Origin of the sequence: Pseudoalteromonas sp. SR43-3, assembly GCF_014163875.1 — a bacterium.
In the GTDB taxonomy this organism is placed as follows: domain Bacteria; phylum Pseudomonadota; class Gammaproteobacteria; order Enterobacterales; family Alteromonadaceae; genus Pseudoalteromonas; species Pseudoalteromonas distincta.
In genome coordinates, this window is the sequence record NZ_JACJEC010000005.1 from 208,652 (window position 1) to 231,089 (window position 22,438).

Below are 22,438 nucleotides of genomic sequence, written 5' to 3' on the forward strand. Positions count from 1 at the left end.
AATACGAATATTGCTTTATAATCGATTAACAAAAACTTGATTTAAAATAATGAATACACCAACGCAAATAACATTATCTAACTCATTGGTCATCAATCAATCTGCTCACAGCCAGACCAATGAGTTACCACAGTTACCTAGTGAGGTACTTGCGGCTAAAAACATCCAATTTTCGAAAGACTCGATCACGCTTGATGTATTTATTGATAAGCATTGGCAAACATTAAGGCTTGGCACTACAAGCGCACCACAAAACCTGCAAAAAATAGTCAGTGCTAACATACAAATCAGCCCTGATGGTAAGCAGCTCAACATCTCGCCAAACAGTACAACCCTTACTTTAAATCAGCCGGTACAATTGCAGCGCTTGTTAAATTATGTAAGCACGGGCACTGAGGTTCAAAGCCAACCAATGGATGTTCAAGTTGCTGTATCCCCGTCTCCCAAGTTAGTTATTGATAAACTCAACGCAAGTATTGCCATAAATAAAGACGTAGCCCAGTTACTTACAACTGAACAGCCTTTAAAAGTAGTTGTTAGTACGACTAATAAAGGCGCACAGATTAATGTTATTAACCGCTTTGCTGATACGGTTCACTCGCAACCACTTAGCCAAACTAAACTTACTAATTTACTCGCGGCCTTATTACCCAGTGCGCAGCTTCAAGTAACACCAAAACTGGCTATTTTAACTCATCCTCAAAAGTCAGGTTCATTTACAACACCTATTACTAATCAACAACTTGCCGAGCTACCTAATACACCTATTAAAGTAAATTTAGTGAACCAGGCAGATAAATTATTTATTAAAACCGATACAAATAATATAAAAGTAACGCTTAACAACTCATTCTCAAAACCATTTAACGAGTTACTTTTAGCGCAAAAAAGCAATGCACCTGAAGTAGCCGTTTCTGCGAGTAATATTAAAGTAAATCCATTATTGCCCCTAAATAGCCCAATAAAATCGTGGCTACAAAATAGTTTTAGTGATTTAAAAACGCGAATTAATGATGCGGTTAAATATTTTGAAAATAAGCCTTTTGCTACAATAAGTAAATCTGAGTTAACGCAGCTATCAACTTCGCCCACGCAACAAAAAACGTCTTTAGCTATACAACTGAGTGAATCACCGCTAAATAGAGTTAACATTACTCAAAGTGTGAGTACTGCGTTAAATAACAATACGAGCAATATTTTGCCAGAGCACTTTTCAAGGCTCCCGCCGATTGTACAATTAACGCAACTAGTAAAAGGAAGTGTTAGTGTTTGGCAAACACCTGCAAACACAGCAACAACCTACACGCCAATAACAAATAATACTACCCCAGGTGAAGTGGCGAGCGCTAAGCCAAGTGATTTAAAAGCAAGCCAATTAAAACCCCTCATTACTAGTGAAAACAGTAAACCGAACGCCTTGGTTAACCCTACCAATGAAGTAGTCACTAAGGGACTTACCACCTCCTCAGCACAGCTTGCAATAAACGATAATAATCAAAACAACACAAGCACAGTGAACACTAAAAGCATTACCTTGTTAACTGAGCCGTTATCTAATGCGCCCTCTCGTAGTCAAATGCTACAACCAATAGAAGCAAAACTATTAAGTACATTATTAAAGCTTCCTGATGCCACAACCCCTACAGATAGGCTGGCTTACAATAAACAACTTTTAAGCAGTCAAATTACTGATATTACAAATAAGGCAACAAAAGACACCCCTGATTTAACTCGCTTAATTAATCAAGCATTTAACCGTATGGTTTCAAGTAATAACATAAACCCTGCAACCATACAGCGTGAGATACTTGCTACTTTACAGCCCACTCAACTAGCGGGTGATATGCTGCAAAGTAGTTTCACTAAAGGGCTTGAACAGGTGGCTGTGAGTATTTTAGCTGCGCCTCTCATTAGCCAATCAGTAACGCCTATCAGTTTTAATAATCAAACTGGCTTAGATGCTCTCTTACAAGTACTTATACCTACTTTTAAAATGGGTAACACGGGAGCAAAAATACTTGAACAGCTTCAACAAGCTCAAGTACAAGCTTTGGCCAGCGAAATCATACACGTTAAAAACACACTTACCCAAGTAAGTGTCTCAACACCAAATCAACAGCCAGACACAAACCCGCTTGCACAATTTTTATTACCGATGAGATTACCTCCAGAAGCAGCCCAAACAGAAATAACACTTGGACAGTATAAAAAGCCAATCGCCGGTAAATTAGAAGATAAAAATGTATGGTTTGTCAGATTAAACTTTGATTATGCACAACTTGGGCAGCTACAAATTACTGCAGAGTTAATGGATAAAGCACTCGATTGCCAGCTATTAGCCTCGAGCCAAGGAGTAAGTGCAATTGCTCACCCTCACTTAGATAATTTAAGATCAAAACTAGCTAAACATGGCTTACAAGTTGGCGAACTCAACTTAAAGAGAGGCGATGCCAACAATCAGGCATTCTATAAATCTCACGCAATTATTAATATTAAGGTTTAGCTATGAGTGATACACCTATTAATAAGTCAGCCATTGGGCTTTTGTACGAAGCTGGTAACACACCCACTGTAAGTGTTAAGGGGTTTGGTGAATTAGCTGATGAAATAATAGCAGCGGCTAAACTAAAAGGAATTATGATCCACGAAGATGCAGCACTTGCTAAAACGTTGTCGCATTTAGAGTTAGGAGAAGAAATTCCTAAAGAGCTTTATTATGTTATTGCAGAGCTTATTGCGTTTTCGTATGTATTAAGAGGTCAATTTCCGCCAGGTTGGCAGGATTTTCAAGGTAAGTTAAATATTAAGGCTTGAGCCAGTTTATCCGCACATAAAAAAAGGCGCTAAGCACCTTTTTGTTTATGTAATGAAAATAGTAATTCGGCTTCTGCTCGTGGTAGTTCGCACTCGCGTATTACTTCATCAAGGTCTGCACCTAACTCAACCATTTTTACAGCACGAGAGTAAATTTTAGCATCAGGGTCATCGTATTTTTGCGCCGCTTGCTGTTGCATTAAATCTTGGTTTTGTTGTTCAACTTCAAGCACTCGCTTACCAATACTTAAGAGCCCGGTTCTAATCTCCGAAATTTCACTGCGCAAAATATGAGTCTGCTCAGAGCTATCTTTAAGCTGCTGCGATACAGCATTAATTTCATTCGCGTGTTTATTTTTTAATGCAATAATTAACGCCAGCGATATAAGTCCTACCGCTAACGCTGATATAGCTATACTAAGTAACACCATAATTTATTTGGTAAAGCTTATATATCGCTTAACTCATCCCATTCGTCATCACTGAGTAACTTATTTAAATCAACCAAAATCAGTAATTCATTATCGCGGTTACAAACACCTTGAATAAACTTAGCGCTTTCTTCAGTACCAACATTTGGCGCACTGTCGATTTCAGAGCTGCGCAAGTAAACCACTTCCGATACGCTGTCGGCTAAAATACCAATAACTTGCTCTTCTGCTTCAATAATTAAGATGCGAGAGTTGTCAGTTGCATCAGCAGCTAGCAAACCAAAACGTGCACGAGTATCAATAACGGTAACAACGTTGCCGCGTAAGTTAATAATACCAATCACATATGAAGGTGCACCTGGTACAGGAGCTATCTCTGTATAACGAAGTATTTCTTGTACTTGCATTACATTTACGCCGTAAGTTTCTTCCTCTAGCTTAAACGTAACCCACTGTAAAATTTCATCGTTATTATCTGCGTTTTTATTTGCTGACAGTAATTTATCTTGATTCATGCTATTACCCCGTAATGGTCATTACTACTGACGGCTATCTAAGCCTTTCTCTAATAATATATTTAAATTATCTACGTCTATCAAAGCACACATTTTTTCTTTTATAACGCCAGCAAGCCATGGGCGCTTGCTTTTATTTGTACGCCATTTTACATCTTCTTTACTCAATGTAATGTTATTTATCAACTTTTCAGCTAATAAACCCCACTGGCTATCACCTAGTGTAATCAAATATTGATAATCTAAAGATGCCTCTAATTTATCATCATATTTTTCTGGCATAACCCAACGCGCAGTATCAACAACATTAAGCTTTTCTTCTCTGTTGAGCATAACGCCTTTAAACCATTTCGGCTTACCAAACAAATGATTTACTTCACCTAATTGATGTATTCCACCAAGTGCTTTTAATGGCACAGCCAAGGTCAAGCCAGCAACTTCAAAAAACAATGCCTGAAATTCACCATCAAAATAGTCTGATTGGCTAGTAGTTACAATCTCCAGCTCTGGCTTTTCTATAGTAGTAATTGCAGGTGCTATTACTTCCTCGTCAACCACTTCATTAACTTTTTCAGTTTCAAACGCTGGCTCAGCTATTGGCTCAATTTCAACATTGAGCAAGTCATTATCAAATGTACTCTCTGCTGCTTTTAATTGTTCTTTAGGTTTTGAATGAATATGCTGTTGTGAATCATCTGGGATTTGCTCAAGTAATTTTGCAACTGGCTCAAGGTTATCTACAGGCTCATCTTCACATAACAAAGCCCCGAGGTATTGTTTCATTACTTTTTCATTAGCAAACAATTGCTTACTCATTCATTAACCTTGTTCAATTAAATATTCTAGCAGTGCTTTATATGCGTATACACCGCGCGAGCGAGGACAATACTCTACAGGTACTTTTTGTGCAAAGCTTGCATCTCTAAATTTGGTATCCACCGGTATCACACCTGGCCAAACTTTATCACCATATGTACTTTGCAATGTTTTGTATGCTTCTAACGATGCTTTAGTACGTTTGTCGTACATGGTAGGAATTATAGTATATTGATAATCTTTTGCTTGAGAGGATTGCATCAAATCCATAGTACGCATCATTCTATCAAGCCCTTTGAGTGCTAAAAACTCCGTTTGCACTGGCACTAAAATTCGCTCACTTGCTGCAAGCGCATTGACCATTAACACCCCTAAAACTGGAGGGCAATCTAAAATGGCATAATCATAATGTTCGCTAATTTTTGCAAGCGCTTTTTTTAGTATTAACCCCATCCCTGTTTTATTACCCATACTTCGGTCAAGTGTAGCTATTGCCATAGTCGCAGGTAAAATATCCAGGTTTTGAAGTGTTGATGGACACAAAGCTTGGAGTATCTCTTCACTTTGCATACTTGTACCACGGGCAAAAATATCGTACACACTGACTTCTAAATCCTCTGAGTCAATGCCAAAGTAATAAGTGAGTGACGCATGAGGGTCTGTATCTATAAGCAACACACGTTTACCTTGTAATGCCAAAATACCGGCAAGGCTCACTGCGGTTGTTGTTTTACCAACCCCTCCTTTTTGATTAGCGACAGTCCAAATCTTCACATTACATCCTAATTACTGTTCATTGCGCGTTGTTATGCGAATACCACCATGAGGCAAACGAATTATTTTTATTGTATCGTCATCTGAAGGAAGTTCAATTTCAGGTTCAATCACTGCAGGCTCATCAGCTTGCCCGTCACTTTTAACCTCTTGTTTTGGCGGTAATCCATACTTAGAAAGTGCGATAACAACTTTACGATTTTCTGCGCGCCCTTGCTCTGTATCGTTACTTGCAAAAGGTGAATATTGACCATAACCTTCTATCGCCATTCTAGCTGAATTAATGCCTAATGCTTCCAGCTCTACTAATATTGACGTGGCTCTAGCTACCGACAGTTCCCAATTTGAGCGAAATATTTCATTGCGAATACTTTCATCATCAGTATAACCTCGTACTCTTACATAGTTATCTACTGGTGCAATAATATCTTTAACAATCTTGACGACCTGTTTTGCTCGAGAGTGTGCAACTGAACTACCACTTGAAAATAACATACCTGAGCTTAGCTCTATAATCAGCCAATCTTGGTTAAGCTCTAAACTGGCTTCTCCATCACGGATTTCATCAATAAGCGCTGACTGTAATTTAATTAATAAACTATCAAGAGGTTTGCCTAAATACTTTTGCTGGATGTTGCTTGTATCACTTTGGCCGTCGAGTAGCTCAGGACCTTGCTCTTCTTTTAATATACTTTCGCCATAAAGGACTTCTTGTTCAGGTGTCACTCTATCTGTCAATATTCCATTACCGTTGACACCTTCACCTTGCTGGGAGTATTGGCGAGCTGACTTATCAAAAACCTGTTCAAGGGAATCTGACAATATTTGGAATTGTTCTTCTTTATTAATCGCTATCGCATACAGAACCACAAAAAAAGCAAACATAATAGTCATGTAATCGGCATACGATACAAGCCAACGTTCGGTATGTTGACTTTTAGCAGCAGAGTGACGAAGTCGTCGGCGTAACATGTTATTCGTCCACTAAATTAGGGCGCTCTACACGATAGGCTTCAAGCTTTAATTCTATATTTACTGGGCTTTCACCTATGCTTATTGCAATAACGCCTTCAGCAAGCATTTCATGGTAAAGCATTTTTTGCTCTACACGCTGTTTTAACTTATTTGCCATAGGTAAAAACAATAAATTAGCTAAACCAACACCATAAATGGTCGCAATAAATGCCGTTGCAACGCCGGCGCCAAGCATTTGTGGATCGGTAATAAACGACATTGCCTGTATTAAGCCAAGCACCGCACCTAAAATACCAATGGTAGGGCTGTAACCCCCCATTGCTTCATAAACACGCGCGGCTTCAAGCAAACGATCGCGCTCTAGCAGTAAATCAATTTCAAGCGTGTCACGTAGTTTTTGCTCTGAGCAGCCATCGACAAGTAAGCTTAAACCTTTTGCTGCATACGCATCTGGGTGAGCTAAGGCTTCATTCTCAAGCGCTAAGTAACCTTCTTGACGTGCTTTATGAGACCATCGTTTAACTTGCTCTATTGCGTCTTCAATATCGTATTGTGGTGCAACAAAAACCCACGAGCTCATATTTAGCATTTTTTTGAATGTGCTAGCAGAGGTTTGCAACATAACAGCGCCAAGCGTGCCACCAAGTACAATAATAAGCGCAGGGCCATTAAATAAAGCTGAAACAACACCGCCTTCTAAAGAATAACCTAAACCTATTGCACTAAGTGCTACCAATAGTCCAAATATTGAGAGTTTATCCACAACCTACCTCTCTCATTATACGTGCTGCAACATCGCTCAATGCTAAGCTTTCACTTGAAAGCCCCGCATTAGCAATTGCTTGGGGCATTCCATAAACGACACAGCTTTTCTCATCCTGTGCCCAAATAGTTGCCCCCGTTTGTTTTAACATTCTTGCACCATCACGACCATCAGCGCCCATACCTGTTAAAACAATAGCAAGTACATCACCTTGGTACGTTTTAGCTGCACTAGCAAACGTTACATCTACGCTTGGTTTATAACTTATTCTCTCGCTATGATCTTCAAATACGCGCAGCGTTCTATTTGCTCCACGCCCCTCTACCATCATCTGCTGCCCGCCAGGCGCTAAATAAGCAGTTCCTGGTTGTAAGCGATCGCCTTGTTGTGCTTCTTTCACTTTTATTTGGCACAAACCGTTTAAGCGCGCTGCAAACGCAGGTGTAAATGCAGCGGGCATGTGCTGAATAAGTAAAATAGGGAGAGAAAAACTAGCAGGCAATTGAGTCAATATAGTTTGCAGAGCAACAGGACCACCTGTAGAAGTACCAATAGCTAAAAGTTGATATTGTTTTCCACTTGCTCGCATTGAGGCAACATTTGAACTTGTCGATGCAACAGGCGCAGCTCTTTGAAAGCTTCTATCAGGCTGCTTGATTTGAGTTGTTGATGTGCTTGTTCTTTGCGAAAGTGAACTTGTTGGTTTTGTTGAAATGACTGGTTTAGCTGGTGTTGCCGCTCTAAATGTTCGCGGTAAACGTCTTCGTCCTATATCTTTTACTTTACTTTGCAAAAGCTTAATTGCATCTTCATTATTGCGTGCAATATCTTCAAATTTTTTCGGTAAAAAATCCATTGCGCCAGCATCTAACGCATCAAACGTTGCTGTTGCACCATCACGTGTAAGTGATGAAAACATTAAGATAGGAGTTGGGTTACTCGCCATTATCTCTTTAACTGCGCTAATACCATCAAGCACAGGCATTTCGACATCCATGGTGATCATGTCAGGACGCAATTGAGCTGCTTTCTCAACAGCCTCTCTGCCATTAACAGCAAAGCCTATAACTTGTATATCGCTATCTTGCTCAAGGATTTCGCTTACTCTACGGCGAAAAAAGCTTGAATCATCAACAACTAAAACTTTAACGGCCATTTAGCTCTCTTATTAAATTTATGCGTAGGTATATATTAAATATATACCTACTTTATTATTAGCCTGCGTAATGTTTTAACATGTTTGGAACGTCTAAAATCAGTGCAATGCCGCCATCTGAAGTTATTGTAGCGCCTGCCATACCTGGCGTTCCTTGAAGTAACGCATCAAGCGGCTTAATCACTACTTCTTCTTGGCCAATTAATGAGTCAACAACAAAACCAATTTGTTGCGTACCAATTTGTACAATAACGACGTGACCTTTAGATTTTCGCTGAGAACGATCTGAGTCTTTTACTAACCAATGCTCAAGGTAAAATAACGGTATCGCCTTTTTACGCACAATAATTGTTAATTGCCCATCAACTACATTCGTCTTCGTTAAATCTAAATTGAATATCTCACTAACACCAGCCAGTGGTAACGCAAATGTTTGTGCGCCAACAACGACCATTAATGTCGGTAATATAGCCAAGGTAAGTGGTACTTTTATTTCTAAAATAGTACCGACACCAAGTTCAGACTGAATGCTTACTGAGCCATTAAGTTGCGTGATCTTAGTTTTAACTACGTCCATTCCTACACCACGGCCTGAAATATCAGATATTTCTTCTTTTGTAGAAAAGCCAGGTGCAAAAATCAGGTTATATGCTTCGGTGTCAGAAAGTCGACTTGCTTGGTCATGATCGAGTACGCCTTTACTAATTGCAATTTTTTTCAGTTTTTCAGCATCCATACCTGCACCATCATCTTTGATGGTTAGCAAAATATGGTCGCCCTCTTGAGACGCTGATAAAGTAACATTACCTGTTCTAGACTTACCTGCAGCTTCACGGACAGCGGGCATTTCAATACCATGGTCAACTGAGTTTCTAACTAAATGCACAAGCGGATCGGCAAGTGCTTCAACTAAGTTTTTATCTAGATCGGTTTCTTCACCAATAAGCTTTAAATCAATATCTTTATTTAAGCTACGTGCTAAGTCGCGTACAACGCGAGGGAAGCGACCAAATACTTTCTTAATTGGTTGCATTCGCGTTTGCATAACCGCACCTTGAATATCCGCAGTCACCACATCTAAGTTAGAGATTGCTTTACCCATCGCTTCACTGTCTGAGTTAGTCGCTAAACTAACCAAACGATTTCGTACAAGAACTAACTCACCAACCATATTCATAATTTGATCGAGTCGTTTTGTATCTACGCGAACAGTGGTCTCTGCTGCTGGTGGCGCTGATTTTTTTGGAGCTGCTGGTGGTACTTTAGCTACTGGCTTCTCTGGCGCTTTTTCAACTGGTTTTGGAGTAGGAGCTTTAGCTGGCTCAGCTTTTTTTACTGGTTCACTCACTTGTTTAGCTGGCGGTGAAACAGGTTCAGGTTGTTTTGCAGCTGGCGCACTTTCTATCGATTTAGGAGCAGTGCCTTTACCATGAAGTTCATCAAGAAGCGCTTCAAATTCGTCATCACTAATTTCATCATCTGATGAATTAACTGTATTTACAGCTGGTATAGCAGATTCTACAGGTGTTTTATTGGCATCATTTTGTTCAGGTTTGCTCGTAACTTCACCAAAACTGCCAACACCATGTAACTCGTCTAATAAGCTGTCAAATTCATCATCAGTAATATCACCACTAAAATCACTACTACTTGCTACTGGTTTTTCAACTGCAGGACCTTGTCCTTTACCGTGCAGCTCATCAAGTAAGCTTTCAAATTCGTCTTCAGTGATTTCATCTATTTCAGCATCGCTAACCGAAGGCGCTCCGCTAAATAGTTCATCAAATGCAAACGGATCTTCATCATCAGCTACCGGTGTATCCACCACTTCATTATGAGGTTGTTCAACCTCTGTTTGTGAAGAGGCTTCAGTGGCTTCGGCTTCTGTTGGAGGTAGACCTAAGATATGAAGAGTATGAAGTAATTCAGGATCTGCAGGTTCAGGCTTGTCTCTGTTTTGGATAGTCGCAAACATCTCATTAATGGTGTCTAGTGCTTGTAAAATAACATCCATTAACTCTGAGTTGACTGTTCGCACGCCTTGACGTAGTAAATCAAATACGTTTTCAGCACCGTGACAAGCATCAACAAGTTCTGTCATAGCTAAAAAGCCTGCACCACCTTTTACAGTGTGAAAACCTCTAAATATAGCGTTTAGTAACTCGGTATCTTCTGGATTATTTTCCAGCTCAACTAACTGTTCAGATAAAAGCTCTAGGATTTCTCCAGCCTCTACAAGAAAGTCTTGTAAAATATCTTCATCGACTTCAAACATGCAGTTACTCTCCTCTTAGAAGCCCAAACTTGATAAAAGATCATCAACTTCATCTTGATCAGATACAACATCATTACGCGATTCTTTATCAATAATAGGGCCTTCAGGACCTGCTAAAGTTTGTGTGGCAACTGGTTCTTTTATTTTTTGTTGTTCTACTTTATTCGCGGTGCTGTTAGTGTCGTCTTGTTCAGCAAACGCAGTTAAAAGATGAAGTAAACTTTCTTCTACTTCCCTAACAAGTTCGATAACACGGCGAATAACTTGACCTGTTAAGTCTTGATAGTCTTGAGCCATTAGTACATTTGTCATTAAGCTTTGAAGCTCATCAGTCTTATGATGAGAGTTGTTCATAAACTTATCGATGCTATGGCAAAGTTGCTTAAACTCACCAAGCTCAATCTCGCGGCTCATTAAACGATCCCATGTCGGTTTGATATGAGATATTTCGTCCGCTAACTGTTGAGCTATAGGTAAACTGGCCTCCACTGCATCCATTGTTTTATTAGCCGCATTTTCTGTCATTTCTATAACATAATTAAGCCGCTTTTTAGCATCTGGAATCGCATCTGTCGTTATATCAGTTAAGCGAGTATCAAGCTCAAAACTTTTAAGGGCTTCGTGCAGTTGACGAGTCAACTTTCCAACTTCAGCAAATAATTCAGACTGCTCTTTAGATGCAGCCTCTAAAATCAACTGATTTGCTTTGTCTTGCTCATCATTTTCTAAAAAAACAACGAGCTGACGAGCTTGTTCTAACGTTATTTGAGGCGCAGCTGGTGCTGGCATAAGCCTCTCCCCCATCATTAGCCTAAGCGTTCAAATACTTTTTCTAATTTAGTTTTTAATGTTCCAGCCGTAAATGGCTTAACAATATAACCATTAACACCAGCTTGCGCTGCAGCTATTATTTGTTCTTTTTTAGCCTCTGCCGTTACCATTAATACAGGGATATGTTTTAACTTATCGTCTGCACGTATTGCTCTTAAAAGATCAATACCCTGCATTCCAGGCATATTCCAATCCGTAACTACAAAATCAAACACTTGATTTTGCAACATAGGCAAAGCTGTAGACCCATCATCAGCTTCTTGAACGTTAGTGAAACCTAAGTCACGTAACAGGTTTTTTATAATGCGTCTCATTGTTGAAAAATCATCAACTACAAGAATTTTCATGTTTTTATCCAAAACATCCCCCAGTGAGGTATTAACCTTTGTTTACTTACTACTAATTTATCCAGTCATTGATTTTAGCTTTAAGCTTAATCATCGCCTGACCATGTATCTGACTTACACGCGATTCACTTACATCGAGTATATGTCCTATTTCTTTTAAATTCATTTCATCGTTATAGTACAAAGAAAGCACCATTGCATCACGCTCTGGTAATGACTTAATTGCACTTAGCAAAGACTCATTAAACCTATCATTTTTAACATTATTAAAAGGTTTATCTTGTGCTAAATCTTGGCCTACGGGAGTAATAACATCCTCATCTACACCAAGGTCTTCAATACCTAATATTTTACTCGTATTCGCATCATTTAAAATATGATGGTACTCATTGAGCGAAATTTCAAGTTTTTCAGCAACTTCTATATCCGTTGGTTCGCGGTTCAGACTACTTTCGAGCTCAGTAATTGCTTCTGCAACTTGCCTGTTTTTACGGTGAACTGAACGAGGAGCCCAATCACCACGGCGCATTTCATCAAGCATAGCACCGCGAATACGAATACCGGCAAAAGTTTCAAAGCTTGCGCCTTTTGTTGCATCAAAGTTTTTGGAAGCTTCTATTAAACCTATCATTCCTGATTGAATTAAGTCATCAAGTTGAACGCTAGGTGGTAATCGAGCAATTAGATGACATGCCACTTTTTTAACAAGTGATGCATGCTTCTCAACAATCACATTTAAATTTTGTGTTGATTGATATCCCATAGCTCTATTCACCAGTGTTGTCATAATTAACCGTTTACTAGTTTCTCAATGAAAAACTCTAAATGCCCAGATGGTTGGTTGGGTATTGGCCATTTAACTGCTTTTGTTGCCAGCGTTTTAAACGCAAGAGCGGCTGGCGAATTTGGAAAGAGCTCTACTATTACTTTTTGACGACGTGTTGCTTTGCGCATATTTTCATCATAAGGAACCGTTGCTACTAGCTCCATTGATACATCTAAAAAGCGGTCGGTAACTTTAGATAGCTTTGCAAACAATTCAGTGCCTTCACGCATACTGCGCACCATATTGGCAACAATTTTAAATTTATAAACGCCGTGCTCACGACTTAATACTTTAATAAGTGCGTAAGCGTCGGTGATTGATGTCGGCTCATCGCATACAACAACCATTACATCTTGCGCTGCACGCGAGAAGCTCAGTACCATGTCTGAAATACCAGCAGCTGTATCTACAATTAAAATATCAAATTCGGTATTCAATTCGCTAAACGCACGAATTAGCCCAGCATGCTCAGATGGTGATAATTCAACCATACTTTGCGAACCCGATGTAGCGGGTACAATTTTAATTCCTGCAGGGCCTTCAACTAAAATTTCATCAAGCTCACATTCACCAGACAAGACATGTGACAAGTTACGCTCTACACGTAAACCAAGCATCACATCACAGTTTGCTAAACCCAAGTCAGCATCTAGCACTAATACTCGATTACCTTGCTGCCCAAGTGCAATAGCTGTATTTAGAGAAACATTTGTTTTCCCTACTCCACCTTTACCACCGGTTACAGCGATAACTTTTACGCCGTTGTTATTGTTTTGACTCATTTTGCGCAGGCCGCTTGCTTGATCTAATACTGTGTTAATCATACATCCCTACTGTGCTTGGCGCCACTGCTTGGTGCCTTGAATGTTGTTCTTTTGTTCTTTTTAAATATAATTGCTCAGCCTTTTTAACTAGTTTCTCAGCATTTGCAACACGAATATCCTCTGGTACTCGTTGACCATTAGTAAGATACCCTATTGGAAGGCGATTTTGAATCGCAATACTAATAATCTCACCCAAACTTAATGATTCGTCTAACTTAGTGAAAATACAGCCACTTAACTGTACTTTTTTAAAGTGACGTACAGTTTCTTGCAATACATTAATTTGTGCTGTCGCGCTAAGTACTAAGTAGCTGCGAATATCTACACGTTGGTTACGCATTAACGTGTTTAATTGCTCAGTTAAACGTAAATCTCGCTGGCTCATACCTGCTGTGTCAATTAATACTAGACGTTTATTTCGTAAATGATATAAAACTTCAGCTAATTCATTAGCATCTTTAACTTGCTTAACACCACAACCAATAATACGACCATATGTTGCAAGTTGTTCATAAGCACCAATTCTGTATGTATCAGTGGTTATTAATGCCACTTTATCGGCACCATATTTTTGTGCGCCTAGAGCTGCAAGCTTAGCAACAGTCGTTGTTTTACCCACACCTGTTGGACCCACTAACGCATATACACCACCTTGGCGAAGTATTTCATTATTGGTTGTTTGCATTTGATCTTCAACCATAGTTAACAATGCTTTCCAACCTTGCTTACGAGACACATCATCAGGTACAAAACATGCCATTTGCTGTGCTACTTCTTTATCGATACCCATACCGACTAAACGGTCAACCATACAAGCGCGTGTTGGATCGCGACGCGCCATATCTTGTTGCATCAAGCCTGATACTTGGTGCTCAAGTAATTGACGAATTGCGTTCATTTCTTCACGCATTGTTGTCATTTCTTCGCTTTCATTATTAGGTGCTTGTTGGCGAGTGGTTACTGGGCTATCTAAATCATCAAAGTCGCGGTCTAAATCATCAAAACCTAAGCTATCCGCTTGAGTTTGTGGACGAACTGGCGCAGCAGCTTCAGGAGCAAACATATTTTTAGTACGCTGCCCCATATTAGGTTCTTGATAGTTATCAGTAGTATCAATACCCGATTGTGAAAACATTGATGCAAGCTCAGGAGAACGAGGACGCGGTGATTGACGCTCTAATAATGCTTGTAGGCTGTCAGCAACTTTTGCTTGAGGCTCAGGCTTGGCACGCTGTGGCTCTGGTTTTACAAAATTATGCATGCTTTGTTGTGGCGCCTGAGTACGCGGCTCTGCAGGGCGTTGCGGTTGCGCTGCTACTTTAGGGGCTGCTTTGTCATAATCAACTGCCGCTACAATTTCTACACCGTTAGCCAGTTTTTTATTTGACATAATAACCGCATCAACACCTAACTCATCTTTAACTTCTTTAAGTGCTGTGCGCATATCTTTAGCAAAAAAACGTTTAATTTTCATGATTCAACCCCTGTTAAAATCTTATTGTTGGCCTACCGAGCTTACAATTTTGATCTGTCTTTCGTCTGGTACCTCTTGATAAGACATCACTCTCAATCCTGGAATGGTGTACTTAACAAAACGAGATAACACAGTGCGTAACATTCCTGACGTTAGCAATATAGAAGGTTCGCCGGCCATTTCTTGATTTTGATGCGCTTGTGTCAATGACACTTGAAGTCGCTCTGCAAGTCCTGGCTCAATACCGGCACCTTCATCGCCTGCATTTTGTAATGACTGATGCAACATCTGTTCCAACTCAGGCGCCAAGGTTATGACAGGGATTTCTGATGACATTCCCACCGCATCTTGAACAATTAATCTACGCAGTGATATACGCACTGCAGCCGTTAATACATCAGGGTCTTGACTACGTGGGCCATACTCAACAAGGGTTTGAACAATTGAGCGCATATCGCGAATAGCCACGCCTTCATTTAATAAATTTTGTAGTACTTTTACAATAGCAGTTAATGGCAATACATCAGGTACTAGTCCTTCCACTAAGCGAGGATGGCTTTTAGCAAGCATATCAAGTAGGTTTTGAACTTCTTCATGCCCTAGTAATAACGCTGCACTGTTAGTTAATAACTGGCTAATATGAGTGGCAACTACCGTGGCTGAATCTACAACGGTATAACCTAGTGATTGTGCTTCATCTTTTTGATCTGGCTTGATCCATACGGCATCAAGGCCAAACGCAGGATCTTTTGTTTCAACCCCTTTAATTGGACCAAATACTTGTCCTGGGTTAATCGCTAGCTCGTCGCCATGCTTAAGCTCGCTTTCACCGGTTGAAACCCCCATTAGTGTTATTCTGTAAGCGTTAGGGTCAAGCTCTAAGTTGTCGCGTATATGTACCGGCGGCACTAAAAAACCAAGCTCTTGAGAAAGCTTTTTACGTACACCCTTAATACGATTAAGTAACTCACCACCTTGTGATTGGTCCACTAACGGAATTAATCTATAACCGACTTCTAAGCCAATTACATCAACCTGCTGAACGTCATCCCAGCCTAGTTCTTTTTGTTCTTGTTTATTAGCAACACCCGTTGCAACGCTTCCGCCATTAGCGGCCTCTTCAGCTTCTGCCGCAGCAGCTTTTAATTTACTTTGCTGTGTGTAGTAAGCTAAGTAACCCAGTAACGCACCTAAACTTAAAAAAGCAATATGCGGCATACCAGGCACTAAGCCCATGATGATCAAAATACCAGATGCAATAAAGAGTGACTTTTCGTTGCCTAGTTGTTTCTTAAATTGGTCCCCCATATTGAGCGACTCATTTTGGCGTGTTACAACAATCGCGGTACCAATTGAAAGCAGTAAAGAAGGGAGTTGAGCAACTAAGCCATCGCCAATGGTAAGTAATGTATATACTTCCATTGCATTGCCAAAACTCAAATTGTGCTGGATCATACCGACAAATAAACCACCAACAATATTGATGATTAGTATAACAATACCTGCAATCGCATCACCTTTTACAAATTTACTCGCACCATCCATTGAGCCGTAAAAATCAGCTTCGCGAGTTACTTCCTCGCGGCGGTCACGCGCTTGTTCTGCGCTGATAAAGCCTGCGTTCAAATCGGCGTCAATTGCCATTTGTTTACCCGGCATTGCATCAAGGGTGAAACGCGCAGATACCTCAGAAATACGACCAGCACCTTTAGTAATTACTACAAAGTTAATAATGATCAGGATTAAAAACACAACCAAACCAACAGCGTAGTTACCACCAATAACAACTGAGCCAAACGCTTCAATTACTTTACCGGCAGAGTCACCACCATTATGGCCTTCAAGTAACACAACTCGAGTACTGGCAACGTTAAGTGCTAAGCGCATAATTGTAGCGATTAGTAATACAGAGGGGAAAATACCAAATTCAACTGGCTTCATCGTGTAAACAGTTACAAGTAAAACCACTAACGCGAGAGCAATATTAAACGAGAAAAGGATATCGAGTAAAAATGGCGGTAGTGGTAAAATCACCATTCCCAAGGCAGCAAGCACAAGCAAAGGTGTACCTACCCCTTTGGCATAGTCTTTTTTGTCTCTGTTAAGTTGTTGTAATACCGCTTTAAAACTCATAATTCTACAATTTCAAAAAATTGACACTACGTAGAATTTGCAATAACTATTCCAAGTTACTCGGTTAACGGTTTAATACTTGTAGGCATCGGGGATTGGCAGCTTTTTATTGAGCTTAGTTGGACGTTTACCGCGCCCTTTATTAAAGCGCTTAAGCTGAAATACATACGCTAAAACTTGCGCTACTGCGGTAAATAGCTGATCGGGTATTTGCTCTCCTACTTCAGCCGTATGATAAAGCGCTCGGGTCAACATGGGGGATTCTAATATAGGTACTTCATTCCCTATTGCTACTTTTCGAATTTGCATCGCCATTTCATCAATGCCTTTAGCAAGCACTATAGGCGCACCTGCGCGCTCCGTGTCGTATTTTAATGCTACAGAGTAGTGAGTTGGGTTCGTAACAATAACATCAGCGTCAGGAACATCTTGCATCATGCGGTTTTGCGACATTTGCCTTTGTGTTTGCCTAATGCGCGCTTTTATTTGTGGGTCACCTTCAGAGTTTTTATACTCATCTTTAATTTCTTGCATTGTCATTTTAAGTTGTTTGTTATGGTTGTAACTTTGAAATGGTGCATCAATGGCGGCAATAACAATTAAAGTGCACGAAAGGCCTAAAAACATCCACCCTAAAATCTCTAAGGCATGAATAATATTACCCGGCGCACTTTCTAAACTTAAATGCAGTATTTCATCAAAATAAGTATTAATTAAAAACACTGCAAAACTTGCTACTAAACCAAATTTTAAAAGTGACTTTACAAGCTCAATAGCCGCTTGTGGGCCAAACATCCGCTTAAAGCCTTTCATTGGCGACATTTTACTTGCTTTAGGTGCAGCAGCTTCCCAGCTAAAGTTAAAACCACCGAGTAACGTATTACCAATAAATGCAGCCAAAACGATAATTAACACAAACATAGCCATAGGAAACATCAACGCGTCTGCAACCTCTCCCCACACGGCAAACATTTTAGTGGTATCAAAGGCTTCGTTGCGGTTTAAGCTAAGGGTTCGGCCCATTACATTGTATAAACCTTTACCAATTTCAGGACCATACATCAAAAGCGATATAGCCGAAAAAATAAGCACAAACATGGTACCTAACTCTTTTGAGCGTGCTATTTGGCCTTTCTTTTTAGATTCTTCAAGCTTTTTGGATGTCGGTTCTTCTGTTTTTTCTTGTCCTGAGTCTTCAGACATGACTTTCTCCTAAGGTGAGCAACCAACTAAAGTACACATTAGCTCAACCATTTTTAACCATTGAAACTCAAACTGAGTAACAAAGTTACCTAGTGTTGCCCAAATAATAATAAGTCCAGCTACCAAGGTAAACGGAAAACCAATAGAGAAAATATTTAATTGCGGCGCTGCACGCGTCATAATCCCAAACGACATATTAATAACGAGCATTGCGGTAAGCGGTGCAAGTGAGAGTACCAGTGCTGTAGTAAACATCCAGCCGCCCCAAGTCACTATGTCCCAGTAATGATCTACAGACCACCATGTGCCATCAATGGGTAGCACTTGAAAGCTATGCACCACCATTTGAATCATCATTAAATGACCGTTAAAAGTAAAAAATAGCAAGGTGGCCAAAATAAGGAAAAACTGGCCAACCGCTGGGACGCTTGCGCCATTAGAGGGGTCAATAACCGAAGCAAAACCTAAACCGGTTTGCATCGCAAGTATTTGCCCTGCTAACACAAAAGTATTTAATAAAAGTATAGATGCAAAACCAATAGCAACACCAATCAGCATTTGTTGAATAACGACTAAAATCATCTCAAACGAAAATAAATTAGTGAATGTAGCGGGCGGCAGAACAGGAACGACAAGAAAAGTTACAACAACTGATAACCCCATTTTTATACGCGTAGGGACATTTTTAGCCCCTAAACCAGCCATAATCATAATCATTGAGCTAATGCGTACCAGGGGCAGCAAAAAATCGCTCAACCATTGAATAACAACTGCAAAGGGGTATTCCACGTTTAACCTGCAATTTCAGGAATAAGTAATACTAGGCGAGTAAAAAAATCCATCAGTTCTTGAGTAAGCCAGTGCCCACCTACAATTAGCGCACTAATGGTAATTAATAAACGAGGTAAAAAGCTCAACGTTTGTTCATTGATTGATGTTGCCGCCTGAAACACAGCAACCACTAAACCAATAATTAGGCCTGGGACAACGATTGCAGACACCAATTTAATAACTAAAAACAGCGCGTCACTTAGAATATCAACAAAAATTTCCGGTTCCATGTTGTACTCCTATTGTTGGGTCATGTTAATGCTTTGCATACTAAGTCCCTAAACCAAAGCTTTTAGCTAGAGTCCCCATCACTAAGCTCCAACCATCAACAAGTACAAACAGCATAATTTTAAACGGTAAGGACACTATCATGGGGGAAAGCATCATCATACCCATCGCCATTAATACCGAAGCGACCACTAAATCAACAATTAAAAATGGGATAAAAAACATAAACCCAATTATAAATGCCGTTTGCAGTTCGCTGGTTACAAAGGCCGGTATTAACACTATTAATGGCGTATCTTGTGGCGAATTTAGCTGATCGTAACCAGCAATTTTAGCGAACGTTTCTAAATCTTTTAAACGCACCTGTGAAAGCATAAATGCTTTCATTGGCTCTTTAGCAAGCTCTAAAGCCTCTACTGATGTAACCTGCTCATTTAAGTAAGGCTCTATAGCTCGCTCGTTTACCTGCTGATAAATAGGCGCCATTATAAAAATACTTAAAAAAAGTGACATACCTAATAACACTTGGTTTGACGGTGTTTGCTGTAAGCCAATTGCTTGGCGCAAAATGGCGAGTACAACAATAATTCGTGTAAAAGAGGTCATCATAATTATGGCGGCCGGTATAAAACTCAGCGCCGTCATAATTGCTAAAACTTGTAACGTTACTGAGTAATCTTGTGTGCCATCAGCGTTTGTTGTAATGGTAAGGGCATCAATTCCTTCTGCACTTACATTTGGTACAAACACCATGGCAAAAATAATAAGCAGCCACTTTGTCATAGGTTTAATTCTTTTTATTTTGGTTTGATTGCGGGTTTAAAAGTTTACCAAATCGTTTAGCGAGTTCAGGCAGTTCTTTTTCACTTAATGGGGTTTCTAACTTGTGTAAATAATTAATACTGTGGGGAGTTACACCAAGTAAATGCTGAGCATTATCTATCTCAACAACCATTAAACGCTCGCGAGAACCTAAAGGTAGACTTCTAACTACTTTAAACTCATCACTATTTGCTAAATTAGGGTTAAGCTTTTTAACAAAAAATGCCAGTACAATAATCAGTACTAGCACCATTACAAGCGACAGCACCATAGAGAGTATACCCCCAGTGTGTGTTGCCACATCTGCTTTTGAAAAAACGGTAGTCGTTAAAGCAACTAATAAGCTCATCGTAATTTTTTGATCCGCTCTACTTGGCTTATCACGTCAGTTAAACGAATACCAAATTTGTCGTTTACTACAACTACTTCGCCATGAGCGATTAAAGTACCATTAACTAGCACGTCTAGCGGCTCACCCGCAACACGGTCAAGCTCAACAACAGAGCCTTGATTTAGTTGCAGTAAGTTACGAATGTTGATTTTAGAGCGCCCTACTTCCATTGAAATAGTAACGGGGATATCTAAAATAGTGTCGAGTTTTCGTTTTTCATCACCACTCATTTCATGTTTTGAATCACTTAACTCATCAAGCTCTGCAACATGTGCTTCGCCACTATCATCTGGGCCTTCGGCTTCTGCTAATGCTGCTGCCCATTCATCCATTGTGTCTTGATCATCGCTCATACTTTTAACCTTTTAATCAATTACCAGTCTAAGTCTACACCGTCAGAGAGGTGTAAATCATCTTCTAGTTCTGCTAATTCTGCATCTGAGTCAATTTTCTTGCCGCCTTTGGTAAATACATGCAGCTCAGATTTAACTGAATCAGGTCGTTTAATTTTTTCACTAATTTGAAGCGCAACATTATCGCGAGAGCGACCCATCTTGGCTCTAAATGTAGGGAGTTCCTCAACAAATACAGTTATATGCTCAGGCATTTCAACCGGAATAATATCACCTGCTTTTAATTCCATAATTTGCTTTAAGGTCAAATCAACTTCAAGTAACTGAGTCGACATATCAACCTCAACATCCATTATTTCATCGCGAAGTGCTTTGCTCCAACGTAAGTCGGTATCCTCTGTATCAGATTGAACACCCGCATCTAAAAGCTCTCGGATTGGCTCAAGCATCGAATACGGAAGTGCAATATGAAAATCGCCGCCACCGCCATCAAGCTCAATATGAAAAGAGCTAATAACCACAACCTCTGTTGGACTTACAATATTCGCCATAGCTGGGTTTACTTCTGAATCGAGATATTCAAACGATACATCCATAACCGGTGCCCATGCTTCTTTATAATCTTCAAAGATTATTTTAAGGAGCATTTGTACAATCCGGCGCTCTGTTGGGGTAAATTCTCGGCCCTCTATTTTCGCATGATAACGCCCGTCACCACCAAAAAAGTTATCTACCAAAATAAACACAAGTCGTGCTTCCATGGTAATCAGGCCAGTGCCTTTTAAAGGCCTAAAACGGACCATATTTAAACTGGTTGGAACAAATAAAGTATGAATATACTCGCCAAACTTAATCATTTGCACGCCGTTAATAGACACCTCTGCGGTGCGACGCATCATATTAAATAGGCTAATTCGCATATGACGAGCAAAGCGTTCGTTAACAATTTCCAGCGTCGGCATACGACCACGTACGATCCGATCTTGCGAAGAAAAATCGTACTGAAGCGTACTTCCCCCGCCATCTTCACCTTCGTGTATATCTTCCTCTTCAACGTCATCAACGCCATGTAATAGCGCATCAATTTCGTCTTGGGATAATAAATCGCTCACGCTAACCCCTTATTGCATCACAAAGCCGGTAAACAAGACCCGCTCAATTACTTTGCTGCCTTCAACATCATTTAAAGCCGCTTGGACTTTTTCAAGTGCAGAAAAACGAAGTGTTTCTTTACCCGTACTCGTACTTAACTCATCAGCTGTTGTAGTAGAAAATACACTCAATAGCGTACCTTCTATCAGTGGAATATGTTTTTTGGCTGTTTCCTCGTTTACTTCACCACGCACTAATAACTGCACTTTAATTTGTACAATTCTATCGCGACTTGAACCTGGCACATTAAATACAAATGGGCGTGGCATAGCCACATATAAAGCACTACCAATTTCAGCTGAATCAGTAGGCTCAGCTGAAGCAGCATCTGTTGATATTGCAGTCTCTTCATCTAAGCTTTCAACTGACGCACCCGAACCTGACATAAAAAAGTAACCCGCAGCACCACCTACAATAACTAGTACAGCTAATATGATTATTATTAGTTTCTTTTTACTTTTACCGGTTTCTTCGATTTCTAAACTTGCTTCTTCAGCCATCATG

24 protein-coding genes are annotated in these 22,438 nt (G+C 40.0%); 2 read left to right on the top strand and 22 right to left on the bottom strand.

All coding sequences use genetic code 11. The features are described 5' to 3' along the window. Positions 1-49: 49 nt before the first annotated feature. Both H5088_RS08995 and H5088_RS09000 read left to right on the top strand, forming a co-directional pair. Positions 50-2,503, top strand: coding sequence for a flagellar hook-length control protein FliK (locus H5088_RS08995; protein ID WP_182752705.1), 2,454 nt, complete (start codon positions 50-52; stop codon positions 2,501-2,503). A gap of 2 nt (positions 2,504-2,505) precedes the next feature. Continuing rightward, positions 2,506-2,814: an EscU/YscU/HrcU family type III secretion system export apparatus switch protein gene (locus H5088_RS09000; RefSeq protein WP_007377933.1), complete on the top strand. Its 309-nt coding sequence runs from the start codon at positions 2,506-2,508 to the stop codon at positions 2,812-2,814. A gap of 29 nt (positions 2,815-2,843) precedes the next feature. Here H5088_RS09000 and H5088_RS09005 read toward each other — a convergent pair whose 3' ends face one another. The 22 genes from H5088_RS09005 to fliL form a co-directional block, all read right to left on the bottom strand. Then, positions 2,844-3,245 (bottom strand): DUF2802 domain-containing protein, encoded by a 402-nt coding sequence (locus H5088_RS09005; RefSeq protein WP_024595394.1) that lies wholly within the window; start codon positions 3,243-3,245, stop codon positions 2,844-2,846. A 17-nt stretch (positions 3,246-3,262) separates the two neighbouring features. After that, positions 3,263-3,760: a chemotaxis protein CheW gene (locus tag H5088_RS09010; RefSeq protein WP_002959294.1), complete on the bottom strand. Its 498-nt coding sequence runs from the start codon at positions 3,758-3,760 to the stop codon at positions 3,263-3,265. 24 nt (positions 3,761-3,784) lie between these two features. Further along, on the bottom strand, positions 3,785-4,576 hold the full coding sequence (locus H5088_RS09015) for a chemotaxis protein CheW (protein ID WP_024595393.1): 792 nt from the start codon (positions 4,574-4,576) through the stop codon (positions 3,785-3,787). A gap of 3 nt (positions 4,577-4,579) precedes the next feature. Further along, positions 4,580-5,350 (bottom strand): ParA family protein, encoded by a 771-nt coding sequence (locus H5088_RS09020; protein WP_002959298.1) that lies wholly within the window; start codon positions 5,348-5,350, stop codon positions 4,580-4,582. A 12-nt stretch (positions 5,351-5,362) separates the two neighbouring features. Next, positions 5,363-6,322 (bottom strand): flagellar motor protein MotB, encoded by a 960-nt coding sequence (locus H5088_RS09025; RefSeq protein WP_024595392.1) that lies wholly within the window; start codon positions 6,320-6,322, stop codon positions 5,363-5,365. Position 6,323: 1 nt separating this feature from the next. Next, on the bottom strand, positions 6,324-7,088 hold the full coding sequence (locus tag H5088_RS09030) for a flagellar motor protein (protein ID WP_024606204.1): 765 nt from the start codon (positions 7,086-7,088) through the stop codon (positions 6,324-6,326). Then, positions 7,081-8,244, bottom strand: coding sequence for a chemotaxis response regulator protein-glutamate methylesterase (locus tag H5088_RS09035; RefSeq protein WP_182695469.1), 1,164 nt, complete (start codon positions 8,242-8,244; stop codon positions 7,081-7,083). Before H5088_RS09035 ends, H5088_RS09030 begins: the two co-directional genes overlap by 8 nt. 58 nt (positions 8,245-8,302) lie before the next feature. Continuing rightward, positions 8,303-10,519 carry a chemotaxis protein CheA gene (locus H5088_RS09040; RefSeq protein WP_182752706.1) on the bottom strand — a complete coding sequence of 739 codons (2,217 nt, stop codon included), beginning with the start codon at positions 10,517-10,519 and terminating at the stop codon, positions 8,303-8,305. Between the two features lie 15 nt (positions 10,520-10,534). Beyond that, the gene (locus H5088_RS09045; RefSeq protein WP_149602298.1) at positions 10,535-11,308 is read right to left on the bottom strand and encodes a protein phosphatase CheZ; all 774 of its coding nucleotides are present in this window, start codon (positions 11,306-11,308) and stop codon (positions 10,535-10,537) included. Positions 11,309-11,325: 17 nt separating this feature from the next. Beyond that, positions 11,326-11,709 carry a chemotaxis response regulator CheY gene (gene cheY / locus H5088_RS09050; protein ID WP_008132609.1) on the bottom strand — a complete coding sequence of 128 codons (384 nt, stop codon included), beginning with the start codon at positions 11,707-11,709 and terminating at the stop codon, positions 11,326-11,328. Between the two features lie 40 nt (positions 11,710-11,749). Next, positions 11,750-12,460: an RNA polymerase sigma factor FliA gene (locus H5088_RS09055; protein ID WP_002959310.1), complete on the bottom strand. Its 711-nt coding sequence runs from the start codon at positions 12,458-12,460 to the stop codon at positions 11,750-11,752. 26 nt (positions 12,461-12,486) lie between these two features. After that, complete coding sequence (locus H5088_RS09060) at positions 12,487-13,347, bottom strand: MinD/ParA family protein (RefSeq protein ID WP_002959312.1); 861 nt, start codon at positions 13,345-13,347, stop codon at positions 12,487-12,489. Next, positions 13,340-14,821: a flagellar biosynthesis protein FlhF gene (gene flhF, locus H5088_RS09065; RefSeq protein WP_182752707.1), complete on the bottom strand. Its 1,482-nt coding sequence runs from the start codon at positions 14,819-14,821 to the stop codon at positions 13,340-13,342. Before flhF ends, H5088_RS09060 begins: the two co-directional genes overlap by 8 nt. Positions 14,822-14,842: 21 nt before the next feature. After that, entirely contained in the window at positions 14,843-16,954 is a 2,112-nt protein-coding gene (gene flhA / locus H5088_RS09070; protein ID WP_039484610.1) for a flagellar biosynthesis protein FlhA, read from the bottom strand. Between the two features lie 72 nt (positions 16,955-17,026). Further along, the gene (flhB, locus tag H5088_RS09075; RefSeq protein WP_024596365.1) at positions 17,027-18,157 is read right to left on the bottom strand and encodes a flagellar biosynthesis protein FlhB; all 1,131 of its coding nucleotides are present in this window, start codon (positions 18,155-18,157) and stop codon (positions 17,027-17,029) included. Between the two features lie 9 nt (positions 18,158-18,166). After that, complete coding sequence (gene fliR / locus H5088_RS09080; protein WP_182752708.1) at positions 18,167-18,946, bottom strand: flagellar biosynthetic protein FliR; 780 nt, start codon at positions 18,944-18,946, stop codon at positions 18,167-18,169. Positions 18,947-18,948: 2 nt separating this feature from the next. Continuing rightward, entirely contained in the window at positions 18,949-19,218 is a 270-nt protein-coding gene (fliQ, locus tag H5088_RS09085) for a flagellar biosynthesis protein FliQ (RefSeq protein ID WP_002959325.1), read from the bottom strand. A gap of 40 nt (positions 19,219-19,258) precedes the next feature. Further along, positions 19,259-19,999 (bottom strand): flagellar type III secretion system pore protein FliP, encoded by a 741-nt coding sequence (fliP, locus tag H5088_RS09090; protein WP_002959327.1) that lies wholly within the window; start codon positions 19,997-19,999, stop codon positions 19,259-19,261. Between the two features lie 4 nt (positions 20,000-20,003). Further along, positions 20,004-20,387 (bottom strand): flagellar biosynthetic protein FliO, encoded by a 384-nt coding sequence (gene fliO, locus H5088_RS09095; protein WP_182752709.1) that lies wholly within the window; start codon positions 20,385-20,387, stop codon positions 20,004-20,006. After that, positions 20,384-20,782, bottom strand: a complete 399-nt coding sequence (fliN, locus tag H5088_RS09100; protein ID WP_002959332.1) for a flagellar motor switch protein FliN — start codon at positions 20,780-20,782, stop codon at positions 20,384-20,386. The genes fliO and fliN overlap by 4 nt, the downstream gene beginning before the upstream one ends. Positions 20,783-20,802: 20 nt before the next feature. Continuing rightward, positions 20,803-21,894 carry a flagellar motor switch protein FliM gene (fliM, locus tag H5088_RS09105; RefSeq protein WP_002959334.1) on the bottom strand — a complete coding sequence of 364 codons (1,092 nt, stop codon included), beginning with the start codon at positions 21,892-21,894 and terminating at the stop codon, positions 20,803-20,805. A gap of 9 nt (positions 21,895-21,903) precedes the next feature. Beyond that, a complete protein-coding gene (gene fliL / locus H5088_RS09110) occupies positions 21,904-22,434 on the bottom strand; it encodes a flagellar basal body-associated protein FliL (RefSeq protein WP_039484617.1) in 531 nt (176 codons plus the stop codon). Positions 22,435-22,438: the final 4 nt, after the last annotated feature.

Bases quoted from the DNA above. Each gene is read 5' to 3' on its own strand.
- H5088_RS08995 (WP_182752705.1), top strand. From the start codon at position 50: ATGAATACACCAACGCAAATAACATTATCTAACTCATTGGTCATCAAT.
- H5088_RS09000 (WP_007377933.1), top strand. From the start codon at position 2,506: ATGAGTGATACACCTATTAATAAGTCAGCCATTGGGCTTTTGTACGAA.
- H5088_RS09005 (WP_024595394.1), bottom strand. From the start codon at position 3,245: ATGGTGTTACTTAGTATAGCTATATCAGCGTTAGCGGTAGGACTTATA.
- H5088_RS09010 (WP_002959294.1), bottom strand. From the start codon at position 3,760: ATGAATCAAGATAAATTACTGTCAGCAAATAAAAACGCAGATAATAAC.
- H5088_RS09015 (WP_024595393.1), bottom strand. From the start codon at position 4,576: ATGAGTAAGCAATTGTTTGCTAATGAAAAAGTAATGAAACAATACCTC.
- H5088_RS09025 (WP_024595392.1), bottom strand. From the start codon at position 6,322: ATGTTACGCCGACGACTTCGTCACTCTGCTGCTAAAAGTCAACATACC.
- H5088_RS09035 (WP_182695469.1), bottom strand. From the start codon at position 8,244: ATGGCCGTTAAAGTTTTAGTTGTTGATGATTCAAGCTTTTTTCGCCGT.
- H5088_RS09040 (WP_182752706.1), bottom strand. From the start codon at position 10,519: ATGTTTGAAGTCGATGAAGATATTTTACAAGACTTTCTTGTAGAGGCT.
- H5088_RS09045 (WP_149602298.1), bottom strand. From the start codon at position 11,308: ATGCCAGCACCAGCTGCGCCTCAAATAACGTTAGAACAAGCTCGTCAG.
- H5088_RS09055 (WP_002959310.1), bottom strand. From the start codon at position 12,460: ATGGGATATCAATCAACACAAAATTTAAATGTGATTGTTGAGAAGCAT.
- H5088_RS09060 (WP_002959312.1), bottom strand. From the start codon at position 13,347: ATGATTAACACAGTATTAGATCAAGCAAGCGGCCTGCGCAAAATGAGT.
- flhF (WP_182752707.1), bottom strand. From the start codon at position 14,821: ATGAAAATTAAACGTTTTTTTGCTAAAGATATGCGCACAGCACTTAAA.
- flhA (WP_039484610.1), bottom strand. From the start codon at position 16,954: ATGAGTTTTAAAGCGGTATTACAACAACTTAACAGAGACAAAAAAGAC.
- flhB (WP_024596365.1), bottom strand. From the start codon at position 18,157: ATGTCTGAAGACTCAGGACAAGAAAAAACAGAAGAACCGACATCCAAA.
- fliQ (WP_002959325.1), bottom strand. From the start codon at position 19,218: ATGGAACCGGAAATTTTTGTTGATATTCTAAGTGACGCGCTGTTTTTA.
- fliP (WP_002959327.1), bottom strand. From the start codon at position 19,999: ATGACAAAGTGGCTGCTTATTATTTTTGCCATGGTGTTTGTACCAAAT.
- fliO (WP_182752709.1), bottom strand. From the start codon at position 20,387: ATGAGCTTATTAGTTGCTTTAACGACTACCGTTTTTTCAAAAGCAGAT.
- fliN (WP_002959332.1), bottom strand. From the start codon at position 20,782: ATGAGCGATGATCAAGACACAATGGATGAATGGGCAGCAGCATTAGCA.
- fliL (WP_039484617.1), bottom strand. From the start codon at position 22,434: ATGGCTGAAGAAGCAAGTTTAGAAATCGAAGAAACCGGTAAAAGTAAA.